The sequence below is a fragment of the Nocardia sp. CA-145437 genome (assembly GCF_050956485.1).
Classification (GTDB): Bacteria; Actinomycetota; Actinomycetes; order Mycobacteriales; family Mycobacteriaceae; genus Nocardia.
On record NZ_CP191204.1, the window covers coordinates 5,260,017 to 5,280,583 of the forward strand.

Annotated in this window: 17 protein-coding genes; 11 read left to right on the forward strand and 6 right to left on the reverse strand. The window is 69.0% G+C overall.

The window, feature by feature from the left end:
* Window positions 1-94 precede the first annotated feature (94 nt).
* From lpdA to ACQPYY_RS24550, 4 genes are read left to right on the forward strand one after another with little or no spacing between them, the layout of a single operon-like run.
* Window positions 95-1,552 carry a dihydrolipoyl dehydrogenase gene (lpdA, locus tag ACQPYY_RS24535; RefSeq protein WP_433591144.1) on the forward strand — a complete coding sequence of 486 codons (1,458 nt, stop codon included), beginning with the start codon at window positions 95-97 and terminating at the stop codon, window positions 1,550-1,552.
* Window positions 1,553-1,563: 11 nt separating this feature from the next.
* Entirely contained in the window at window positions 1,564-2,715 is a 1,152-nt protein-coding gene (pdhA, locus tag ACQPYY_RS24540; RefSeq protein WP_433591145.1) for a pyruvate dehydrogenase (acetyl-transferring) E1 component subunit alpha, read from the forward strand.
* Window positions 2,716-2,734: 19 nt separating this feature from the next.
* Window positions 2,735-3,718 carry an alpha-ketoacid dehydrogenase subunit beta gene (locus tag ACQPYY_RS24545; protein ID WP_357288816.1) on the forward strand — a complete coding sequence of 328 codons (984 nt, stop codon included), beginning with the start codon at window positions 2,735-2,737 and terminating at the stop codon, window positions 3,716-3,718.
* Window positions 3,719-3,733: 15 nt separating this feature from the next.
* Window positions 3,734-4,990 carry a dihydrolipoamide acetyltransferase family protein gene (locus tag ACQPYY_RS24550; RefSeq protein WP_433591146.1) on the forward strand — a complete coding sequence of 419 codons (1,257 nt, stop codon included), beginning with the start codon at window positions 3,734-3,736 and terminating at the stop codon, window positions 4,988-4,990.
* 67 nt (window positions 4,991-5,057) lie between these two features.
* Here the strand turns inward: ACQPYY_RS24550 and ACQPYY_RS24555 are convergent, their stop codons facing one another.
* On the reverse strand, window positions 5,058-6,275 hold the full coding sequence (locus tag ACQPYY_RS24555; RefSeq protein WP_433591147.1) for a hypothetical protein: 1,218 nt from the start codon (window positions 6,273-6,275) through the stop codon (window positions 5,058-5,060).
* 27 nt (window positions 6,276-6,302) lie between these two features.
* Window positions 6,303-7,136 (reverse strand): hypothetical protein, encoded by an 834-nt coding sequence (locus tag ACQPYY_RS24560; RefSeq protein WP_433591148.1) that lies wholly within the window; start codon window positions 7,134-7,136, stop codon window positions 6,303-6,305.
* A 316-nt stretch (window positions 7,137-7,452) separates the two neighbouring features.
* On the opposite strand from ACQPYY_RS24560, the gene ACQPYY_RS24565 reads away from it, so the two are divergent.
* Window positions 7,453-8,364, forward strand: a complete 912-nt coding sequence (locus ACQPYY_RS24565; RefSeq protein ID WP_433591149.1) for an oxygenase MpaB family protein — start codon at window positions 7,453-7,455, stop codon at window positions 8,362-8,364.
* Here ACQPYY_RS24565 and ACQPYY_RS24570 read toward each other — a convergent pair.
* Entirely contained in the window at window positions 8,345-9,550 is a 1,206-nt protein-coding gene (locus tag ACQPYY_RS24570) for an MFS transporter (protein WP_433591150.1), read from the reverse strand. The two genes, ACQPYY_RS24565 and ACQPYY_RS24570, sit on opposite strands and share 20 nt — an antisense overlap.
* 136 nt (window positions 9,551-9,686) lie before the next feature.
* Here ACQPYY_RS24570 and ACQPYY_RS24575 point away from each other — a divergent pair, with 136 nt between their 5' ends.
* Window positions 9,687-9,824, forward strand: coding sequence for a hypothetical protein (locus tag ACQPYY_RS24575; RefSeq protein ID WP_433591151.1), 138 nt, complete (start codon window positions 9,687-9,689; stop codon window positions 9,822-9,824).
* A 3-nt stretch (window positions 9,825-9,827) separates the two neighbouring features.
* Here ACQPYY_RS24575 and ACQPYY_RS24580 read toward each other — a convergent pair whose 3' ends face one another.
* Window positions 9,828-11,129 carry a YhgE/Pip domain-containing protein gene (locus tag ACQPYY_RS24580; RefSeq protein ID WP_433591152.1) on the reverse strand — a complete coding sequence of 434 codons (1,302 nt, stop codon included), beginning with the start codon at window positions 11,127-11,129 and terminating at the stop codon, window positions 9,828-9,830.
* Window positions 11,130-11,151: 22 nt separating this feature from the next.
* A complete protein-coding gene (locus ACQPYY_RS24585; protein ID WP_433594721.1) occupies window positions 11,152-12,045 on the reverse strand; it encodes an alpha/beta hydrolase in 894 nt (297 codons plus the stop codon).
* Window positions 12,046-12,394: 349 nt separating this feature from the next.
* Between ACQPYY_RS24585 and ACQPYY_RS24590 the strand changes: the two genes are divergently transcribed.
* The 3 genes from ACQPYY_RS24590 to ACQPYY_RS24600 all read left to right on the forward strand — a co-directional run bounded on the left by ACQPYY_RS24590 (window position 12,395) and on the right by ACQPYY_RS24600 (window position 16,677).
* Window positions 12,395-14,053, forward strand: a complete 1,659-nt coding sequence (locus ACQPYY_RS24590) for a CocE/NonD family hydrolase (protein ID WP_433591153.1) — start codon at window positions 12,395-12,397, stop codon at window positions 14,051-14,053.
* 3 nt (window positions 14,054-14,056) lie between these two features.
* Window positions 14,057-15,625: a M20/M25/M40 family metallo-hydrolase gene (locus ACQPYY_RS24595; RefSeq protein WP_433591154.1), complete on the forward strand. Its 1,569-nt coding sequence runs from the start codon at window positions 14,057-14,059 to the stop codon at window positions 15,623-15,625.
* A 212-nt stretch (window positions 15,626-15,837) separates the two neighbouring features.
* Window positions 15,838-16,677 (forward strand): alpha/beta hydrolase, encoded by an 840-nt coding sequence (locus ACQPYY_RS24600; RefSeq protein ID WP_433591155.1) that lies wholly within the window; start codon window positions 15,838-15,840, stop codon window positions 16,675-16,677.
* Window positions 16,678-16,704: 27 nt separating this feature from the next.
* Here ACQPYY_RS24600 and ACQPYY_RS24605 read toward each other — a convergent pair whose 3' ends face one another.
* On the reverse strand, window positions 16,705-18,150 hold the full coding sequence (locus ACQPYY_RS24605; protein ID WP_433591156.1) for a metallopeptidase: 1,446 nt from the start codon (window positions 18,148-18,150) through the stop codon (window positions 16,705-16,707).
* 90 nt (window positions 18,151-18,240) lie between these two features.
* On the opposite strand from ACQPYY_RS24605, the gene ACQPYY_RS24610 reads away from it, so the two are divergent.
* Both ACQPYY_RS24610 and ACQPYY_RS24615 read left to right on the forward strand, forming a co-directional pair.
* On the forward strand, window positions 18,241-19,065 hold the full coding sequence (locus ACQPYY_RS24610; protein ID WP_433594722.1) for a class I SAM-dependent methyltransferase: 825 nt from the start codon (window positions 18,241-18,243) through the stop codon (window positions 19,063-19,065).
* A gap of 74 nt (window positions 19,066-19,139) precedes the next feature.
* Window positions 19,140-20,432 carry a hypothetical protein gene (locus tag ACQPYY_RS24615; protein WP_433591157.1) on the forward strand — a complete coding sequence of 431 codons (1,293 nt, stop codon included), beginning with the start codon at window positions 19,140-19,142 and terminating at the stop codon, window positions 20,430-20,432.
* Window positions 20,433-20,567: the final 135 nt, after the last annotated feature.

Here is a 20,567-nt window from a genome sequence, read left to right on the forward strand (position 1 = left end):
TTGATTGTGCAAATGGGGACCGACAGACTCGTTCGCAATGACTCGCATCACAACCGATGGCGGGTCGAGTTATCGAGAACGAGGAGCACCACGAGTGCCGGAATTCGATCTTCTGGTGATCGGTGGCGGTCCCGGCGGGTACGTCGCCGCCATCCGCGCCGCTCAACGAGGCCTCACCGTCGGCCTGGTCGAGAAGGAACGCCCGGGCGGCGTCTGCCTGAACTGGGGCTGCATCCCGACCAAGGCGATGCTGCGCTCGGCGGAGGTCTTCCACACCATCGCGCACGCCGCCGAATTCGGCATCTACGCCGATAATCTGCGCTTCGACTACGCCGCGGTGCGGCAGCGCAAGGACGGCATCGTCAAGGAACTGACCGACGGGGTCGCGGGCCTGCTCGAGGCCAATGGCGTCACCGTCATCGAGGGCCACGCCCGCTTCACTGGCCCGACCACAGTCGAGGTCGTCGAGGCCGGTCCGTCGCCGATCTTCGAGGGCGGCCCGCGCTACGCCGCCGCCCCGACCGCCAATGCCGTGCGCACCGTCAGCGCGAAGGACGTCATCGTCGCGACCGGTTCGGTCCCGGCCGTACTCCCGATCCCGGGCGCGGACCTGCCCGGCGTCATCACCTCCGACGGCGCGTTCGGTCTCACCGAGGTGCCCGAGCGCCTGGTCGTCATCGGCGGCAGCGCCGTAGGCGCGGAGTGGGCCAACCTGTTCCACGAGTTCGGCGCGGACGTCACCGTGGTGGAGATGCAGGATCGCCTGGTTCCGTTGGAGGACAAGGAGATCGGCGCCGCGCTGGTCCGCTCGTTCACCAAGCGGGGCATCACGGTGCTGACCGGCGCGACCGTCACCGCCATCGCCCAGGGCGATGCGGGTCTGACCGTCACGGTCGGCGGAGACAAGCCGCAGGAGCTGCCCGCGGACGTGGTGCTGGTCGGCGTCGGCCGCCGCCCCAATACCGCCGGGCTGGGCCTGGAAGTCGCCGGAATCGCCACCGACGCACGGGGTTTCATTCCGGTCGACGAGCACCTGCGCACCGGCGTCGAGCACGTCCACGCGATCGGCGATGTCACCGGTAAGGCGCTGCTCGCGCACGTGGCCTCGCATCAGGGCCTGGTCGCCGCCGACACCATCGCCGGTCACGCCGCCCACATCGACTACAACGTGATCCCGGCCGCGACCTTCACGCATCCGGAGATCGCGAGCGTCGGCCTCACCGAGGACGCCGCCAAGGCCGCGGGCCACGACATCGTGGCCGCCAAGTTCCCGTTCGCGGCGCTGGGCCGGGCCAAGTCCTTCGGCGATCAGGAGGGCTTCCTCAAGATCGTCGCGGGCAAGAAGCACGGCGAAGTGCTGGGCGTGCACATCATCGGCCCGTCGGCCAGTGACCTGATCACCGAAGGGGCCCTGGCGATCTCGCTGGAGGCGACCCTCGACGAGCTGGCCGAGACCATCCACGCCCACCCCACCCTCGGCGAGATCGGTATGGAGGCCGCCCTGGTCGGGCTGGGCCTGCCGATTCACGTCGCGCCGCCCCGGAAGCGTTGAGGAGTTCCGTCATGACCACGACCACTGCAGCGGAGCTGACACAGACCACCGCGCCGCGCAAGCCGGCGCGCAAGGCCGCCCGCCCGGCCGACCAGACCCCGGACGTCGCCGTATCCGGCACCGAAACCCTGCTCGGCGGAGCCGATTTCGGCGGCACCGACGCCGCGACCCTGCGCGAGCTGTACGGCGAGATGCTGTTCATCCGCCGCTTCGAGGAGCGCACCGCGCAGGCGTATCAGCAGGCCAAGATCGGCGGCTACTGCCACCTGAACCTGGGTGAGGAAGCCACCGTCGTCGGTGTCGGGCGGGCCATGCGTCCCACCGACTACCTGTTCACCAATTACCGCGAGCACGGCTACGCGCTGGCCAAGGGCATCGAGCCCGGCCGCGTGATGGCCGAGCTGTACGGCCGCTCGACCGGCACCTCCAAGGGCTGGGGCGGGTCGATGCACATGTACGACACCGAGACCCGGCTGCTCGGCGGGTACGCCATCGTGGGCGGCCAGGTGCCGCTGGCGATCGGCGCGGCGCTGGCCATCGACTACCGCGGCGGCGATGACGTCGTGGTGTGCCAGATGGGTGAGGGCACCACGAACATCGGCGCGTTCCACGAGTCGCTGAACATCGCGGCGCTGTGGAATCTGCCCGTGGTGTTCCTGGTGATCAACAACCAGACCGGTATGGGCACCACCGTCGAGAAGTCCTCGGCCGAACCGGATCTGTGGAAGCGCGCCGCCTCGTACCGCATGCGCGGTGAGCGGGTGGACGGCACCGATGTGCTGGCCGTGCGCGAGGTCGCCGCCGATCTCATCGAGACCGCCCGCCGCGAGGGCAAACCCGCGCTGCTGGAGGCCGTCTCCTACCGGCTCAAGGGCCATTCGGTGGTGGACCCGGCCAAGTACCGCGCCGAGGACGCCGTCTCCACCGCGGTCGCGCACGACCCGATCGTGTTGTGGCACAACCGTCTGCTGGAGGCGGGCGTGCTGAGCGAGGAGTCGGCCGCCGCCATCGAGGCCGATGTGAAGGAGCGCGTGCGCGTCGCGGTCGATTTCGCCGACCAGTCCCCGCATCCGGACCCGGCCACCCTGTTCGATTACAACTACGCGACCCCGGTCGCGGGCGATTCCCATCGCCTGCCCGGTGATCCGCTCTTCACCGCCTAAGGACATCACCGTGGCTGTCATGACCTACCGTGAAGCGCTGCGCGAGACCCTCCGCGAGGAGATGCGGCGCGACGACGACGTGTTCCTCATCGGCGAGGAGATCGGCGTCTTCGAAGGCTCGTACAAGATCACCGCCGGCCTGCTGGCCGAGTTCGGTGAGAAGCGGGTGCGCGACACCCCGATCGCCGAAGAGGGTTTCGTCGGCGCGGCGATCGGCGCCGCCATGCTGGGCCTGCGCCCGGTCGTCGAGATCATGACGATCAACTTCTCGCTGCTGGCGCTGGACCAGATCGTCAATCACGCCGCCAAGATCTACGGCATGTTCGGCGGGCAGACCGCCGTGCCCATGGTCATCCGCACCCCCGGGGGCGGCGGCCAGCAGCTGGGTGCGACGCATTCGCAGAACATCGAGCTGTACTACGCGTTCGTGCCCGGGCTGAAGGTGGTCGCGCCGTCGACGCCCGCCGACGCGGCGGCGCTGATGAAGGCCGCGATCGCCGACAACGATCCGGTGCTGTTCCTGGAGAACCTGTCGCTCTACAACACCAAGGGCGAGGTCCCCGAGGACCTGCCGCCGGTCGAGATCGGCAAGGCCGCGGTCACCCGCGAGGGCACCGACATCACCCTGATCGGCTACTCCCGCATGGCGAACGTCTGCACCCAGGTCGCCGAACAGCTTGCCGCCGACGGCATCTCGGCGGAGGTCATCGACCTGCGCAGCCTGCGCCCGCTGGACCGCGACACCATCATCGCCTCGGTCAAGAAGACCGGCTGCGCCGTCATCGGCGAGGACGACTGGCTGACCTACGGCATCGGCGCGGAGATCGCGGCGTCCATCTCCGACGGCGCGTTCGACTACCTCGACGCCCCCGTCCGCCGGGTCGCCATGGCCGAGGTGCCGCTGCCCTACGCCAAGCCCCTGGAGAAGCTGGCGCTGCCCTCGCCCGAGTCGCTGTACCGGGCCGCCACCGAAACCCTTGCCGCCGTGGGCAAGCGCCGCTGAGATCCGGAAGGAACCATGTCCGAAGTAACCATGCCCCGGCTCTCCGACACCATGGAGGAGGGCGTCGTCGCGGCCTGGCTCAAGCAGGTCGGCGATCAGGTCAAGGCCGGCGAGATCCTGGCCGAGATCGAAACCGACAAGGCGCTCATGGAGCTCGAGGCCTATGAGGACGGGGTGCTCGAGCGGATCATCGCCGAAGCCGGTGCGCGCGTGCCGATCGGTGAGGCCATCGCGATCCTGGGTGACGGGAGCGGGTCCTCCTCCGCTCCGGCCCCGGCCGCGCCCGCCGCCGCCCCCGCCGCGGCTCCGGCCCCCGCCGCTCCTGCCGCGCAGGGCAATCCGGCCGCCGTCGGCGGAAACGGCGGCGCCCCCGCCGTTTCCGCCGACGGCGAGCGCAAGAAGTCGTCTCCGCTGGCCCGCAAGATCGCCAAGGAGCTGGGCGTCGACATCACCGCCGTGACCGGAACCGGCCCCGGCGGCCGCGTCACCAAGCTGGATGTCGAAACCGCGAGCAGCACAGTCGCTCCGGCCGTGCCCGCCGCCGCCCCGGCTCCCGCCGCACCCGTCGCCCCGGCCACCGGCGACTACGACGAGATTCCGCTGACCACCATTCAGCGCGTCTCGGCCCAGCGCCTGACCGAGTCCATGCAGCAGGCGCCGCACATCTACCTGACCAGCGCCATCGACGTGACCGAGCTGCTGGCCTTCCGCGCGCAGATCAACACGACCCTGGAGGAGACCGGTTCCGGCAAGGTCAGTGTGAACGACCTGCTGGTGAAGGCGGTCGCCACCGCGCTGCGCCTGGATCCGTCGGTGAACGTCTCGTTCGCGGGCGACAAGCTGTTGCGGCACAAGGCGATCAATATCGGCATCGCCGTGGCGACCGACGCGGGCCTGTTCGTGCCGGTCATCCATGACGCGGACCGCAAGTCGGTGTCGGCCATCGCGGCGGAGGGCCGGGAGAAGGCCGATCGCGCCCGCGACCGGAAGCTGAAGGGCGAGGACATGTCCGGCGGCACCTTCACCATCTCCAACCTGGGCATGTTCGGCATCGAGCAGTTCACCGCCGTGATCAACCCGCCGGAGTCGGCGATCCTCGCGGTCGGCGCCGCGCAGGACGAGTTGAAGCTCGATGGCGAGAAGGTGGTGTCGCGCAAGATCCTGCGCGTCACGCTGTCCGCGGATCACCGTTCGATCGACGGTGCGGTCGCGGCGAAGTTCCTGCGGCAGTTGAAGGAACTCATCGAGCACCCGCTGCGCATCGTGACCTAGTCACCCCCAGACCGTCGTCCGATTTTCTGATCCAGGATCGGACGGCGTCGCCCGCCGTGCGCCGAACTCACCCGGTGGCGGGCGGAATCGCCGGATGGCGTGGACCGGTTTTACCCGGCCGGTCCCCGTCATCCGGCTTTTCACGTCCGGCCGCCAGTTCGACGACCAGCAGGGCGGCCAGGGCGGCGAGCACGGTCATGATGACCACCGCCGCGGTCGGGTAGGACCAGAACGTCAGCGTGGTCGCCGCGGTGGCGATGACGGCGATCCGCAGCGGGACCCGGTAGCGGGCCGCGATGACTCGGATCGCCGGTGAGTTCCGCGCGACCCGGTGCGCCTGCGCGGCCAGCATGATCGCCACGGCCAGTGCGAACATCGCTCGCACGATGGTGTCCAGCGGTGCCAGGAACGCGTCGATCACCACCGCGGCGGCGCGTGTGGGCAGCACATCGGCCGGCACCGCGTCCAGGTAGGCCGATCGTGCGAGGCCGATGGCGACCGCGAGCAATGCCATCGCCAGCGCCAGCGTCACACCCAGCCAGGCGAGGGCGCGCCGCCGGGCGCCGCCGGGCGCGACCCAGATCGCGCCGGCCGCCACGAGCACCGTGATCCACGGCAGCACATCGGCGACGCGATCGAGGACGGTCACCCACCGCCGCGCCTCGACCAGTTCGGGAGACCGGAAGATCACGACCGACCGGTCGATCGACGGCACCTCTTCGGCGAATGTGAAGCCCCGTTCGGTCAACTCGGTTCGGACGCTGTCGATGAGCGGGCCGAGTGCCACGCTCACCGCGCCGTTCTGATCCATGCCGACGGCCTCCGGGGCCTCGCCGGTCAGCACGGCGACCAAGCCCCGGTGCGCCTGCCGGTTCGCGTCGATCCACACGGCCTCGAATCGATCGGACGCCAGAACGGATTCGGCCGTGTCTCGCACCAGACCTCGCGTTTGCCGGGTAGCCAGTGGAGCCAGCCCGGTCACGGCACGCGGAACGCGTGAGTTGCTGTCCGCCAACGCCGCCAGGGCCTGGGCGGTGACGGATTGGACGTCGACGCGATCCATGATCGCGTCGGTGGCGCGATCGGCGAGAACCTCTCGTAGCGCGGGGTCGGCAGGCAGGGGTGTGACGGTCTGGACGTAGCGGTCGGTGTCGAGGAGCTCTCGGTGCGCGAATCCGGCAAGGACCGATGTGATCGCCAGGACGGCGAACAATGTCAGCAGAACGCCCGCGGCCGTCCACCGTAATGCGTTACGGCGTGGGCGTTCGGGTTCGGAAGCCGCCATGACTGTCCCGCCTCGATCGTGCGATGGTCAATTCGGGCCGTGCAGAAAACGTCCGATCACGGTCTCGTCCAAGGCGAAAGCCCTGATGATCGCGGCAGCGCCCACGATCACCACCGACATCACGAAAAGCCAACTGACAGAAGTGAAAGCGAGCCCCAGGGGCCCGAAGTGCCGCTGGGCGTTGGCCGTGATTCTCGGCAGCACGACCCGCCCGGCCAGATGCACGACGGTCAACCCGGTCGCGGTCAGCAGCCCGGTCGCCCAGGCCACGCGCCCGGTCAACGCACCCTTCGTGAGCAGGAACGGCGTGAACGCCCACACCAACGTCCAGATGACGACCTCGCCGGCCAGCACGAGCGGCCACCCGACATAGCTGACGCGCGCGAGGTTCTGGGTCTGCCCGACCAGCGCGACCGCCAAGGCGACCGCGAACAGTGCCGCGAACCACCGCCACGCATCCCGTGGACCGATCGAATTCACCTGCCACACCGCCCCGTAGACACGTCCGAGCGCGCGGGCGAACGACGTGCCGCTGAATACGACCATCAGCAGGCCGACCACGCCGAACGCGGCCAGCGACGAATCCGACACCTGCGCCGCGTCACCGACGGGCAGCGCCGCGAGATCGAACCCGAACTGGAAACGGATCGCGCCGGACGCGGAATGCCAGCCACTCAGGGCCGTTGCCGCCATGATGACCGGCAATACCGACGTGAAGATCTGCGCGGACAACGCCAGCGAGCGATCGACGAGCTCGATCTCGAACAGGCCCTGGACCACCCGCCAGGCGGTCCGGCCCCAGGACGTGCCGCGCAACCAACCGGCGGCGGTGTCGATCACCGCCGCAGCCGTTCTCGGCATCGGGTCCACGACGGGCTCAGCCGTTCGGCCTGCCTTCGGACACCGTCGATCGGGTGCGGTCGCCGGGTCCGGACAACCGGAAGTCCTCGCTCACCTCGGTCATCTCGCTCCTAACGCGGGGATTCGTCAGTAGGGATATTCGGGTATCGCATCGTCCTTCATGGCTTCGAACCGAGGCCCGGGCCGGAATCGATCGTATCCCGTTCGATCGTGACGGTTGCCACTCCACCGACATGATGAGAAGATCCGGTAGTAACTCTCTCATCCTGTCGGCGGGTGACAGCCGTCAGGAACGGTCGATCAAAGGAGATCCACCATGACCGCCGCCGTCGCGCTCGCCGAGGGATCCGGAGCAGCCCGCCCCGACCGCCGCCCGTTCGAACCCGGTAGCCGCATGTGGGACGACGTCGGTCTGCTCACCTTCTCCCTCACCGCCGGCTCGGCCTTCCTGCTCCAGACCATGGAGCCGACGATCGCCGCGGTGGTGGACGAGCACTCCACCTTCCGCACCGACCCCATGGGCCGCGCCCTGCGCAGCATCGCCTCGGTCATGATGTGGGTCTACGGGGGCGACGAGGCCCTCGCCGAAGCCGACCGCCTGCGCGCCATGCACGCCACCCTCAACACCACCGACGCCGCGGGCGTCAAACACAAGGCGCTGGCCTCGGCCCCGTGGGCGTGGGTCCTGCACACCGGCGTCTTCGCGTTCACCGAGGGCAACAAGTACTTCTCACGCGAGAAGCTCACCGACGCCGACAAGGAGGCGTACTACCAGGAAACGGTGCAGCTCATGCGCAATTTCTCGGTGGCCCCCAAGGAAATCCCGGCCTCCTACGCCGAGTGGGAGCCCTGGTTCTGGGATCAGGTCGAGAACCACCTGACCACAACGAATGTCGCCTACGACTACCTGAAGGTGATTCGTAAGATCGCGCCGCCCAAGCAGATCCCCGCGCCCCTGCACCCGGTCTGGCGCGCGGTGACCACTCCGGTGGGCCGCCTCCAGTACTTCTTCACCGTCGGCACCACCCCCGCCAGCATTCGCGAGAAGCTCGGCCTGGAGTGGACCGCCAATGACGAACGCGCCCTGCGACTCCTGGGCTGGGCCATCGGCCGCACCGTCCCGAAACTGCCCGAGCGCGTCCGCTACTTCCCCATCGCCTACGAGGCCCGCCGCCTCGAACGCGACCGCGCCCGCCTGCGCACGATGATCAATCTGCGCCCGATCTGACCGTCACCCGCGCCGGGAACCAGCGGCGGATGGCGACCGCACCCGCGGTCGCCACCGCTCCCAGCGCGACCCCGGCGGAACCGAGTGTGGCTGCCGCGCCGATGATTCCGACCGCGATCGGGCCCGCGAACATGCCGAGGTCGTGGGTCAGCCGCCAGGCGCCGAGGAATTCGGCCCGCGATGACGGTGGGGCGACATCGGAGCCGACGGTCATGATCAGACCGTTGCCGAGACCGTTGGCGATGCCCAGGATCACGGCGATCACACACAATCCGGAGGCCGTCGTGGCCAGGGGCAGCGCGGTGTAGCCGAGCGCGAACAGCAGCAGCGAGGGTGTCCCGGTCGCGCGCCGCCCGTACCGGTCCAGCCAGATGCCGGACGGATAGGACAGCAGGACGTCGACCGCTCCGGCGACCCCGAAGATCAGCCCGATGACCGGGGCGCTCATTCCGATGTGAGCCGCCCACAGCGGCAGCAGCGCCACGCGAGCCGCCCGCGCCGCGCCGGTCGCCAGCGCTCCGAACCCGAGTGTGCCCAGCACACGGCGGTTTTCGGTCACCACCGCCCGCAGCCCGCGCCGGATCTGCTCGGGTCCCTCGTCGATATCGCGCACCGACATCATCAGCGTCCCGCCGACGAGGATCGCCGCCAGTTGCAGCCACATCGCGCCGGTCACCCCGAGCGTGTGCGTCGCGCCCGCGCCGATCAAGGGCCCGGCGAACACCCCGAACCGCTGTGAGCCCGCCAGCAGGGACAGGGCCCGCCCGCGGTCGCTCTCGGGCACGACGGCCACCAGATAGGTCTGCCGCGCCAGCCCCCACAGCGCCGAGGCCGCTCCGGTGAGCAGCATCCCCGCGGCCAGCCACCCCAGATTCGGCGCGACGATGGCCAGCACCACACCGGCCGCGCCGCCTGCCGACGCCGCGGCGACCGCCCGCCGCTCACCGACCCGGGCGATGAGCTGTCCCGCGGGCAGATCCGCGAGCAGCTGCCCGAACCCCGAGAGCGCCACCACGATTCCCGCCGCCCCGGCGCTCGCGCCCAGTTCGAGCGCGCGCAGCGGATACATCGGGGCGGCCGCTCCGCCACCCATCCCGAACACCGCGGTCGGCACGAACACCTGCCAGGTCAATTCCCGTAGCCGCACCACCCGCGTATCGATATCGGCGACGCCCTCACCACTCATCGAACCCGAACCCTGAACAACCCCACAGCACGATCCCGGCTACAACCACGTCCGCATCGAACCAACCGGCGCCGTGGCGGAACACCCTTTTCCTGTCGCTGATTCCAACCCCGGGAACCGTCGACCGGCCGAGGAGATGCTCGTCGCGGTGAGCCTGCCGGTCGCCGAGATCGCCCAGCGCCTGGGCTATCTCGAGATGTCGAGCTTCTCGCAGCCGATACTGTGCTGGAAGGACATCGGCCCGTGCGCTTTCCGCCAGCTGCAACCCGCCTGAGCGCTATCGGGTCGCAGCGGGTGCGCGATCCAGTTGTTTGCGGTCGTAGTAGCCGGTCACGATCAGGCCCACCAGCAGACCGATCAGCAATCCGAACAAGGTCTTCCAGCACGCGTGACTCAATCCCGCCGAGCCGTCGCCGTTGAAATAGAGGATGGCGCGCACACCGAGGTACACCTGGTGCATCGGCTCGAATGCGGCCAGCCAGGCCATCGGCCTCGGGATCGCCTCGATCGGCACCGTGCCGCCGGAGGAGGGCAGGCCGAGCACGATGAACAGCACCAGGTTCACCAGCAGGCCCATGGTGCCCAGCGCGGACACGATCGACAACGCGGTGACGCCGACCGCGATGATCGCGAAGGTGCTGTAGAGGAACAGCAGCAGCGGCCGGTCCATGGGCATGCCCAGCCACTGACCGACCCCCATGTAGATGCCCGCCACCACGGGCGCGACACCGGCCATGACCGCCCATTTGAGGAACAGCGTGCGCAAACGGGAGATCGGCACGGAGGGATTGTGCACATACCAGGGTCCGAACTCGGTGGGCGCGAAACCCAGTGCGGCGTCGACCATTCCATTGATCACCATGGCGCCCGTGAAGCCCGCCAGCAGGATCATCACGGTGTAGAAGAAGGCGGTCAGACCGCCGCCGGTGCCGCCCGGCAGCGGATGGAACGGCGTGACCGTCACCTCGATCGGCGCGGCCAGCATGAGCTTGCTCAGGCCCGGCAACGTGGACACGCCGCCGGAGGGCTGCAACCGGGTGTTCACGGTGCCGGTGAGCTGTCGGCCGACAGTGTCGTTGGCCTGCTTCAGCGCCGTCGCCGCGAGGTTCTGCATCACCTGCGATCCGAAGGTCCCGGTACGCGGATTGGTGAACACCGTGATCTGCGGGCGGGTGACATCGCCGGGCACGGCGCTGGCGGCCGCGAAGATGCCCAGCCGCTTGGTGAAATCACTGGGGATCACGATCGCCCCGTACACCTTGCCCGTGTTCAGCTGCTGCTGCGCCTCGCTGATGCCCAGTACCCGCAGATCGAACTTGTCGGCCGGAATCTGTTGTACCAGTGCGTCATTGATCTGCTTGCCGACATTGGTGGGCTGCCCGCCGATCACATCGCCGGAGTCCTGATCGACCAGCGCGACGGGAAAGTCGTGCAGATGCTTCGACGGATCCACCACATACGCCAGGTACATGGTGGCCAGCAGCGCCATCAGCAGCGACACCACGACCGCCGGGGCCAGCCACACCCGGGGACTCTTGCGCGGCAACGATTCGGGAGCGGTTTCCTCTACATTCGCCATGGGGTACCCGACTCTCTGTGATTCAGGGGTTGGTGCCGGTGACGTCGCGCACGAACGCGTCGACGGCCTCCTCCATCTGGGTGAGTCCGGGCTCCTCGAGCGGATAGTGCCCCGCGTTCTCGAGCATCACCAGCTTCACCGGAACCTTCTTGATCGGGTCGAGCACGGGTTTGCTCAATTCCAGCGGCGTCCAATGATCCTCGGCGGGCTGGGTGTGCAGGATCGGGCAGACGTCGAAATCGGCGGGTTCGATATCCGGGACATAGGTGCGGTAATCGTCGAGGAATTTCATCGACGCCGCATTGCCGGCCGAAGTCTTGTCCGCCAGAAAGACTTTCATGGCGTCCGCGTTGTTGCACAGCGCGCTCATCTTCGAGGCGAGGCTCATCGGGAACTCCAGGCCCTTCATCGGCGAACGGGCCAGGGCCTCGACGCCCTTCATGCCCACCGTGGCGCTGAATTTGTAGCGCGCGGTCGCGATCCACACGTCCCGATTGCGCTGGTCGAGGAAGGTCAGGCCGACGATTCCGTGCACGGCGCCGCGCGGTGCGTGCGCTGCGACGTGGTAGGCGACCATACCGCCGGCCGACAGCCCATAGAGCACGATCGGGCGATCGTCGCGCGACTTCTCGTATGCGAGATAGTCGGTGACCATCTGGATCCACTGGCCATACCCGTAAGTGCCGCCGGGGCGGACCTGTGTCATGCCGTAGCCGAGATTGTCGACAGCGGTCACTTCCCAGCCCTGGTCGGCCAGCGGTTTACCGATAATGAGGTTCATCTGCCGCCCGTTGGTGCCGACGCCGTGATGCAGGATCACTTTCGCCGGGGCCTCGGGATTCAGATATTGATCGAGGTGGATATTGTTGCTCTCCCATTCCCAGAAATCCTCGGTGGGGAGGTCCGCTTCGGACATGAGCCGGAGCCGGGGCGGGAGGAACTCCTGGAGCTTCCACCACGCGGATTGATCGTGGTACAGAGTGTCGCGCCCAGTTTTGCGCTTCATCGAAAACCCCTCATGCAAGAGCAGTTTGCGAACCGTTCGATCTCCACTGTGGCCAGCGCATCCAGGGCGGCCAATGGTCGGCCCCTCGCCGATGGAGCCTACAGAACAATACCTACTACACGTCTATACGATCGCCGCCCAGGAACGGTTCTTGGTCCGGAAACTCGCGGCCAACACCACTGAATGACCGACGCCGCCGGCCACCGTGCACCCAGGTTCCTGGGGCTGGTCAGGGGCGCGCACAACCACCAAGGTCACTATGGTGAGCATGCGGATGGTGGTGTGGCGCGCGGTGGTCGGCGTGCTGTTGGTGATAGGGGCGGTAGTCGCGCCGGGGCAGGCGAGCGCGGGTCCGGGGTATCAGTGGCGGGAGGAGTTCATCACCGCGCCCGACGGGACGCGGTTGCACGCGGACGTGCTGCGGCCGGTGGGGCTCGGGGACGACGTGCGGACGCCGGTGGTGATGACGGTGAGTCCGTATCGGTCGCATGAGGCGCGGCTGACCGAGTTGCGGCCCGGCGGCGGGCCCTCGACCGGCGACCTGCCGGTGCCGATGCTCCTGGCCGCCGGATACACCTACGTGATCGTGGACCTGCGCGGGTTCGGCGGATCCAACGGGTGCCCGGATTTCGGGGGGCCGGGTGAACGTTCGGATGTGAAGACCGCGGTGGATTGGGCGGCGGCACAGCCGTGGTCGACCGGGCGGGTCGGGTTGTACGGGGTGTCCTACGAGGGGTGGACCGGGCTCATGGGGCTGGCCGAGAAGCCGGCGGGCCTGGCGGCGGTGGCCTCGTTCGAAGTCGTCGCCGACCCCAACGCGTATCTGTACATGCAGGGCATCGCGTGGAAGTTCTCGCTGAAACCGATCAGTGAACAAGGTTTCCGGCCCGGGGACATCGCCGGATTCGAGCACCTGCTGATCGCGTCGACGCCCGCGCACCCCAATGACTCGGCCGAGTACAAGGCCAACGCGTCGTCCATCGACCCGGCCTGCTACCAGCAGTATCTGGCCGACACCAGCAACCACGACGCGAGCACGCCGTTCTGGCGCGACCGCGATCTGGTGGAGAAGCTGCGCGGCAACACCATTCCGCTGTTCCTCGGCCAGGGTTTCGTCGACTACAACACTCGCGCCGACCGGGTCTTCCAGCTGTGGAACGGGCTCGGCCCCGGCGAGCACAAGGCCATGTTCGGGCAGTGGGGGCACCGCGATTGCAGCGAGAAGTGCGGTGCCACACAGTTCTCCTCGGAACTGCTGGCCTTCTTCGACCGGCAGGTGGCGGGCAAGGATGTGACGGTGCCCGGCCCGCGCGTCACGGTCGGGCAGTTCGACGGCCGCTGGCGGGCGGAGGCGGCGTGGCCGCCGGCCGACAGCCGCACCCTCGACATCGACCTGCGCACCGGACGGTATACCGATCGCGGTCTGCTGCCCGGCGCGGACCGGGAGATATGGACCGTCTCCCCACCACTCGCCCAGGATCAGCAGCTGTCCGGTGCGCCCACCGCCACGCTCACCCTGGACGGTCCCGCCGCGGCCAGCGTCACCGTCGAGGTCTACGACATCGGACCCGACAATCGGGCCACCGTGATCACCCGCGGCATCGCACCGGTCACCCCGACCACGCAGGTCCGGCTCCTCGCCCAGGACTGGCCGATTCCCGCCGGACATCGCATCGGCATCCGCGTCACCGACGTGGTCGACGACGTGTGGGCGCATCAGCCGGCCAACGCCCCCGTCACCGTGACCGCCGCCCAACTGCACCTGCCGCTGCTGTCCGGAATCCGCACCCCGGACCTGCCCGGCGACCTCAGCGAGGCGATTCCGAAGTGGCGAAACGAGAAGACGGTCTCCCTGATCGCCGATGTGGTGAACAATGCCACTGTGGCCGTGACCTTCCCTCCCCGGACCGGCGGTTAGCCCATGACCAGCACCCCGACCCACGCGCCCACCGTCGACGACGCCACCGCCGAGCGGCTGGCGGGGGCGCTGCGCTGCCGCACCGTCTCCCACGAGGACCACAGCCGCATCGACCCGGCCGAATTCGATCGGCTGCTCGACCATCTCGGACAGTCCTTCCCGTTGGTCCACACTCATCTCGAGTGGGAGAGCTTCGGGCACAGCCGCCTCTACCGGTGGGCAGGCAGCAGCGCGCAGGGCGGGAGCCTCACCGGCGCGAACGGTCCGGCGACCGGCGACGCGGCGGGAACCCCCGTGCCCGGCGTGGAGTCATCCGCGGGTGAGCTATCGACCATCAGAGAGCCCCGAGCGGCCCGAGGGCCGACCAACGGCGAACACGCGACGACCGGGCAGCCGACCGATGGCGGGCACGCGGCGGCCACGGGGCAGACCGGCGACGGGCGTGAGGCCGCGGCGGCGATTCTGCTGGCGCACATGGATGTCGTGCCGGTCGACGACCACGACGGTTGGCCTCATCCTCCGTTCGGCGGCGTCGTGGACGACGAATTCATCTGGGGCCGAGGCGCGATCGACGACAAGAGCCGGATGATGGCCATTCTCGAGGCGATCGAACATGCGCTGCGGGACGGCATTCGACCGAGGCAGACCATCTACCTCGCGTTCGGCCACGACGAGGAGATCTTCGGGGCCGAGGGCGCGGGGCGGATGTCGCGGCGGTTGCGGGACGCGGGGGTGCGGGCCCGGCTGCTGGTGGACGAGGGCGGCGTGATCACCGTCGGCGTCGCCGAGGGCATCGACGTGCCGGTAGCCACGATCATGGTGGGCGAGAAGGGGTTCGCGACCGTGCGGCTCTCGGTCACCGACGTGGGCGGGCACTCGTCCATGCCGGGGCGGCAGACCGCGGTCGGACGGCTGGCGCGGGCGGTGGCGCGGATCCAGGACCACCCGTTCCCGCTGCGACTCACACCGGTCGCCGTCGACATGCTCACCCGGGTGCGGAAATTCGTGACCGAACCGCGGCGCACCCTGCTCGGGCTGGTCAATGTGGCCGGGCCGATCGCGGCGCGGGTGCTGGCCGCCCGGCCGCAGACCGAGGCGCTGGTGCGGACCACCACCGCCCCCACCGTGATCAGCGGCGGGGTCAAGTCCAACGTGCTCCCGCAGCGGGCCGAGGCGTACGTGAACTTCCGTATCCTGCCCGGTGATTCGGTGGCCGGGGTGCTGGCGCACTGCCGGAAGGTGGTGCGCGACAACGGCGTCACCATCGAACTCGACGGCACCTGCTCCGAGCCGTCGGCCGATCCGAGCGCCGGACCGGATTTCGACGTCGTCGCCGATGTCGCGCGCGCGGTGGTGCCGGGGCTGGCCGTCACCGTCGGCGTGGTCCCGGCCGCCACCGACTCCCGCTACTACGACGATCTGGCGCGGACCCGCTGCAACTTCGCCCCGATCATGCTGTCCGCCGCCGACCTGGAACGCATCCACGGCACCGGCGAACGCATCTCCCGCGCCAACTATGCCCGATTGATCCGGTTCAACCGGCTGCTCATCGACCGCATCGCCGCCTTCTGACCGGCACCACAGTCCTCGGAGCCGGGGCGGCGACGATGCTCGATCATGCCCGTCGCCACGCGCTTACCGGTGCCCGCCCCATCACGCGGCCGATGAGCGAGAATGGCTCCGCCGGTTGGCGACATTTCGGACGCACACCGTGGCGGCCGAAACCGCGACCCGGCACCCTTGCCCTCGTAGGTACGTGACGACCTCGACTCGAAGGAGCGGCGATGACCCGCACGGAGACCGGTGAATTCCAAGGCGCGGGCGGCCGCGTGTTCTGGCAGGCGTGGCTGCCCGACGGGGAGCCTCGCGCCGTGGCGGTGATCGTGCACGGGTATGCCGAGCATTCCGGGCGATACGCGCACGTCGCGCAACGGCTCACCGAATCCGGGTTCGCCGTCTACGCGCTCGACCACACCGGCCACGGCAAGTCCGAGGGCGCCCGCGCCAATATCGGCTCGCTCGACACCGCCGCCGACAATGTGCGCACCATGCTCGCCACCGCCACCGGCCGCCACCCGGGACTGCCGAAATTCGTCATCGGCCACAGCATGGGCGGGCTCACCACCGCCTACTTCGCCACCCGCGACCAGCCCGAGGTCGACGGCCTGGTGCTGTCCGCCCCCGCGATCGACATCGAGGCCGGCAATGCCGTGCAGCGCCTGGCCGCGCCGCTGGTGGCCAAGTACCTGCCGAATGTGCCCGTCGTGAAACTGGATTCGACGCTGGTCAGCCGCGACCCCGAGGTGGTGCGCGCCTACGACGACGACCCGCTGGTGCATCACGGCGGCGTGCCCGCCCGCACCGCCGGGGAGATGCTGCGCGCCGGGGAGTACGTCAAGGCGCACCTGGATCGCCTGACCGCGCCGCTGCTGGTCCAGCACGGCACCGCTGACGGCCTCGCCTCACCCACGGGCACCGACAAGGTGGAACGCGACGCCGCGGCCAAGGACAAGACGGTCATCCGCTACGACGGGCTCTACCACGAGATCTACAACGAGCCCGAGCAGGACAAGGTGCTCACCGACGTGGTCAACTGGCTCGAAGCGCACTTGCCCAGCGCCTGACCGGGTTTCACCGGAGCCCGACCGGGCTCACTTGTAGGTCTTCAGGCAGGCGTCCTCACCGTCGAGGACGCCGGTCCGGAACGCCTCCAGCCGGACGAAACCACTGGGCACCACCGCGCCGTTGACGTCGGCCGCGGCCAGACCGTCCATCAGCAGTCCGGAGATGGCGGCGTCGAGATCGGTCGCGGACAACTGCAGATCGCTGCCGGGGCGGCTCAGCTCGGTGCTGTAGGCCCCCGAGAAGCAGGCGGCGCGCAGCCCGGCGGATTCGGCTCCCGAGATGCCGAGCCGGCGGGCCTGCTGGACGGCGATCATGTAGCGCGAGACGAAGACGACGAAGGCGTTGTAGTCGCCGCCGACGGTCGCGGAGAACAGGTCGCCGGTGTCGCCGGTGGCCGCGCGCTTGGCGAGGCTCGGGATGTCGGTGCCGATCACATTGGTGGCCGGGCAGTACGAAACAGGCTGGGTGACGGTCACTGTCGGGCAGCTGCGGGTGATGCCGCCGTAGTCGAAGACGGGCGCGGGCTGGATCGGGTAGGTGCGGGTCAGCGACTGCGCCACCAAGGCCAGATCCGGCTGGTCCACCGGCAGCTGGCGATCCTTGTCGCCCGGCTGGAAGCTCGTCGGCAGGGTGCCGCGGCGCTGCTTCAGTTCGGCGCGGGTGATGCCCTTGCACGCGGTCGCGCCGTCGGTGTAGCCGATCTGCACGGCGGTGACCCGCTCGAACGCCGTACCGTGCTCGTCCCGGGACGCGCCCGGCTCGCGGTCACGGAAGGAGATCACCGCGGCCAGGACGCCATTGAGGCCGTCGGTGGTATTGAGGGTGAAATGGCGCGAATTGCCTTCGGCCACCGAGCGCAGGAAGACGCCGGCGAAGCAGTCGGCCTGCTGTTCACGGACCACGGTCGGGGTGAAGAAGCCGTTCAGCTTGGCCTGCGCCTGGATCGAATGGCCGTACTCGTGGGCGAGGACCATGACCACCGCCATCGGGCCGAACTTCTTCACCAAGCCCGGCAGCAGGGTGCCGCGGTCGAACCCGATGGTCTTGTCGACACTACAATAGGCGGCGTTGACCTCCTGAAAGGTACTGCCGCGGCAGAATTCGACGGCCTGGGCGCGCGGGGCGGTGGAATCCCAGGAAATGAACCGGGTCACCGGTTTGAACACGCCCGGAAAAGTCTTGGCGTACTGGCCGTTCCAATAGTCGGCGATATCCGCGATGGCATTGAGGGCCAGTTTGTCGACCGCGCCGCCGTCCCCGTTCTCGGCGGCGAGGTTCGCGTCCGGCACCCCGGAGCGGGGTCCGCTGGGCCCGGCGGCCGAGGTCTGGCCCGCCACCACCCATGGGTTGTCCGTCACCGGTGCCGACACCTGCTGCGAGGCAGGGCTTTTCGACGCCGAGCAGCCGGTCAGGGCCACCCCCGCGACCGCCAGCAGTACGACCAGCCCCCGCCGAATCCGCGACGTCCCCATCTCGCCTCCCACACCACTCGGGACAAGTATCCACCGAGATATCGCGCGAAGTCCCCGGTCCCGCAACGACAGTTCGTGACACAGTCGAGGATCATGAGCGACTATCGCGGCCTCAATCAGGCCAATTGGAACGATCGGGCCCCGCTGCACGCCGATTCCCTCGACTACCACTTCGACGACTTCCGGACCGACCCGTCCTTCCTCAGCCATGTGGTGCGCTTCGATCTGCCACGGCTCGGCGACATTCGCGGGGTCGACGCGGTGCACCTGCAATGCCACATCGGCACCGACACGCTGTCACTGGCCCGGCTGGGCGCGACCGTGACCGGACTGGACTTCTCCCCCGCCTCGCTGGCCGAGGCTCGCAAGCTGGCCGACGCCGCCGCGACGCCGATCGAGTACGTCGAATCCGATATCTACGACGCGGTATCCGCGCTCGGCGGGAGGCGGTTCGGGCTGGTCTACACCGGCGTCGGCGCGCTGTGCTGGCTGCCCGACATCCGCCGCTGGGCCGCGACCGTGGCCGCGCTGCTGCGGCCCGGTGGCCGCCTGTTCCTGCGGGAGTACCACCCGGTGCTGTGGTCGATCGACGAGACCCGCACCGACGCCCTGACGATCGGCTACCCGTATTTCGAGACCGCGGAGCCCATGGTGTTCAACGACGAGACCACCTACGTCGAAACCGATTCCACGGTGGCCAACACCATCACACACGAGTGGAACCACGGCCTCGGCGAGATCGTCGAAGCCCTGCTGCAGGCCGACCTCACCCTCACCCAGCTCGTCGAACACGACAGCGTCCCCTCGAACCCGTTGCCCGGCCGCATGGTCCACGACGACCAGTGGGAATGGCGTCTGATCGACCACCCCGAACGCCTGCCCCTCAGCTACACCCTGCAAGCCCGCAAAGGCTGACCGCTTCCCCAGGGAACCGGCACCGGCCCTCCCGCGTCCAAGCACTCGGAAGCCGGACGACGGGAGGGACGCCGATGGAACCGGAAGCCTTGCGGCGCAGCGCCCGCCTGAGCCAATCGGGCGCCGAACACGACCAGGCCCGCCTCACCGACCGCACCGCCGACCCCGATTACATCGACCACGTCGAAGACTTCACCCGGTTGTCCCACCAGCAGATCCACGACGCCGTCCAAGCCATGAACCCCGGCGACATGCACACCGCCGCCGATACCTGGGTCACCATCGCCGACAGCATCTTCGGCGCCGTCACCACCCTCCACGCCACCAGCCACACCGCCCTCGCCGAAAGCATGACCGGCCACCTCGCCGACGCCGCCGCGGCCGCTGCCCGCCGCTTCGTCCAGGACGCCACCGACACCGCCGAGATCGCCCACAGCACCGGCCACCGCATGATCGCCGCCGCCTTCGGCGCCGAAGCCCTCCGCAAAACCGTGCCCCCACCGGTGACCGACGGTGCCCGATCCGACCGAGACGAGCAATACCAGCTCGCCCTCGCGGCCCTGGACGCCAACTACACCCCGATCTATCCGCCGGCAGGCTCAGGAATCCCCGCCTTCTTCACGATCACCGCACCGGGCGCGGCCGACGGCTCCGGGAACAGCAGTGGCGCAATGGATCCGAGTCCCGCCTCCGATACGCGAGCCATTACCACGCCAGGGTCCACGCCTGACCTGGACGCGTGGCGCAACCCGGCAGACCCCGACACCCACCGCCCGCAGGCAGGCGAGGAGACCGCCTCGGCGACCAATTCCCCATTCGCACAGCGCATCCCCCAGGATCAAGCCACTGCCGACGACCCGGACGCGCTCCATCGAAGCGCGACCGACCCCGGCACGGATCGGTGGCGACCGGACACCGATCCCGATCACCGCTCGCCCACACCATCGACCACCACCGGCACCCACCCCACGGCCACCCTCCCGACCTCGACGACGCCAACCGACGATCCCGCCCCGGCAGGGCACCCCGCCTCCCCCACCGGCTCACCATCGAACCGCTACTCCCCCAACCCCTTCCCCGACCTCGCCCGCAGCTTCCGCGGCCCGACCGTGCCCGAGCCGACCACCCAGCCCCGCCCCGTCACACCACAGGTTCGCCCCGAATCTCCCAGCACCGCCATGCCCCCGGGCATGTTCGCTCCGGACACCCGCCCGACCACCCCCGAATCGGCCCACACCTGCCCACCCTGGCTGATTCGCAACCGCGAGAACGAACTACTCGGCAGCCCACTCCCGCACGTCCAACCCACCCTCGGAGCCGAATTCCCCTCCACCCGAATCGCGCCCACCCCGGACGACCTCGACTGACCCGCAGGCCGAGGATGCCCTCCCCCGAGGTGGAGACAGGGGAGACCGCGGAGGGACGGCCGAGGATCGCGTCGATGTCTTGATCTCCGACCATCCGGCACCCAGGGGTGTCCTACGGCGGCGGCATCCACCCCG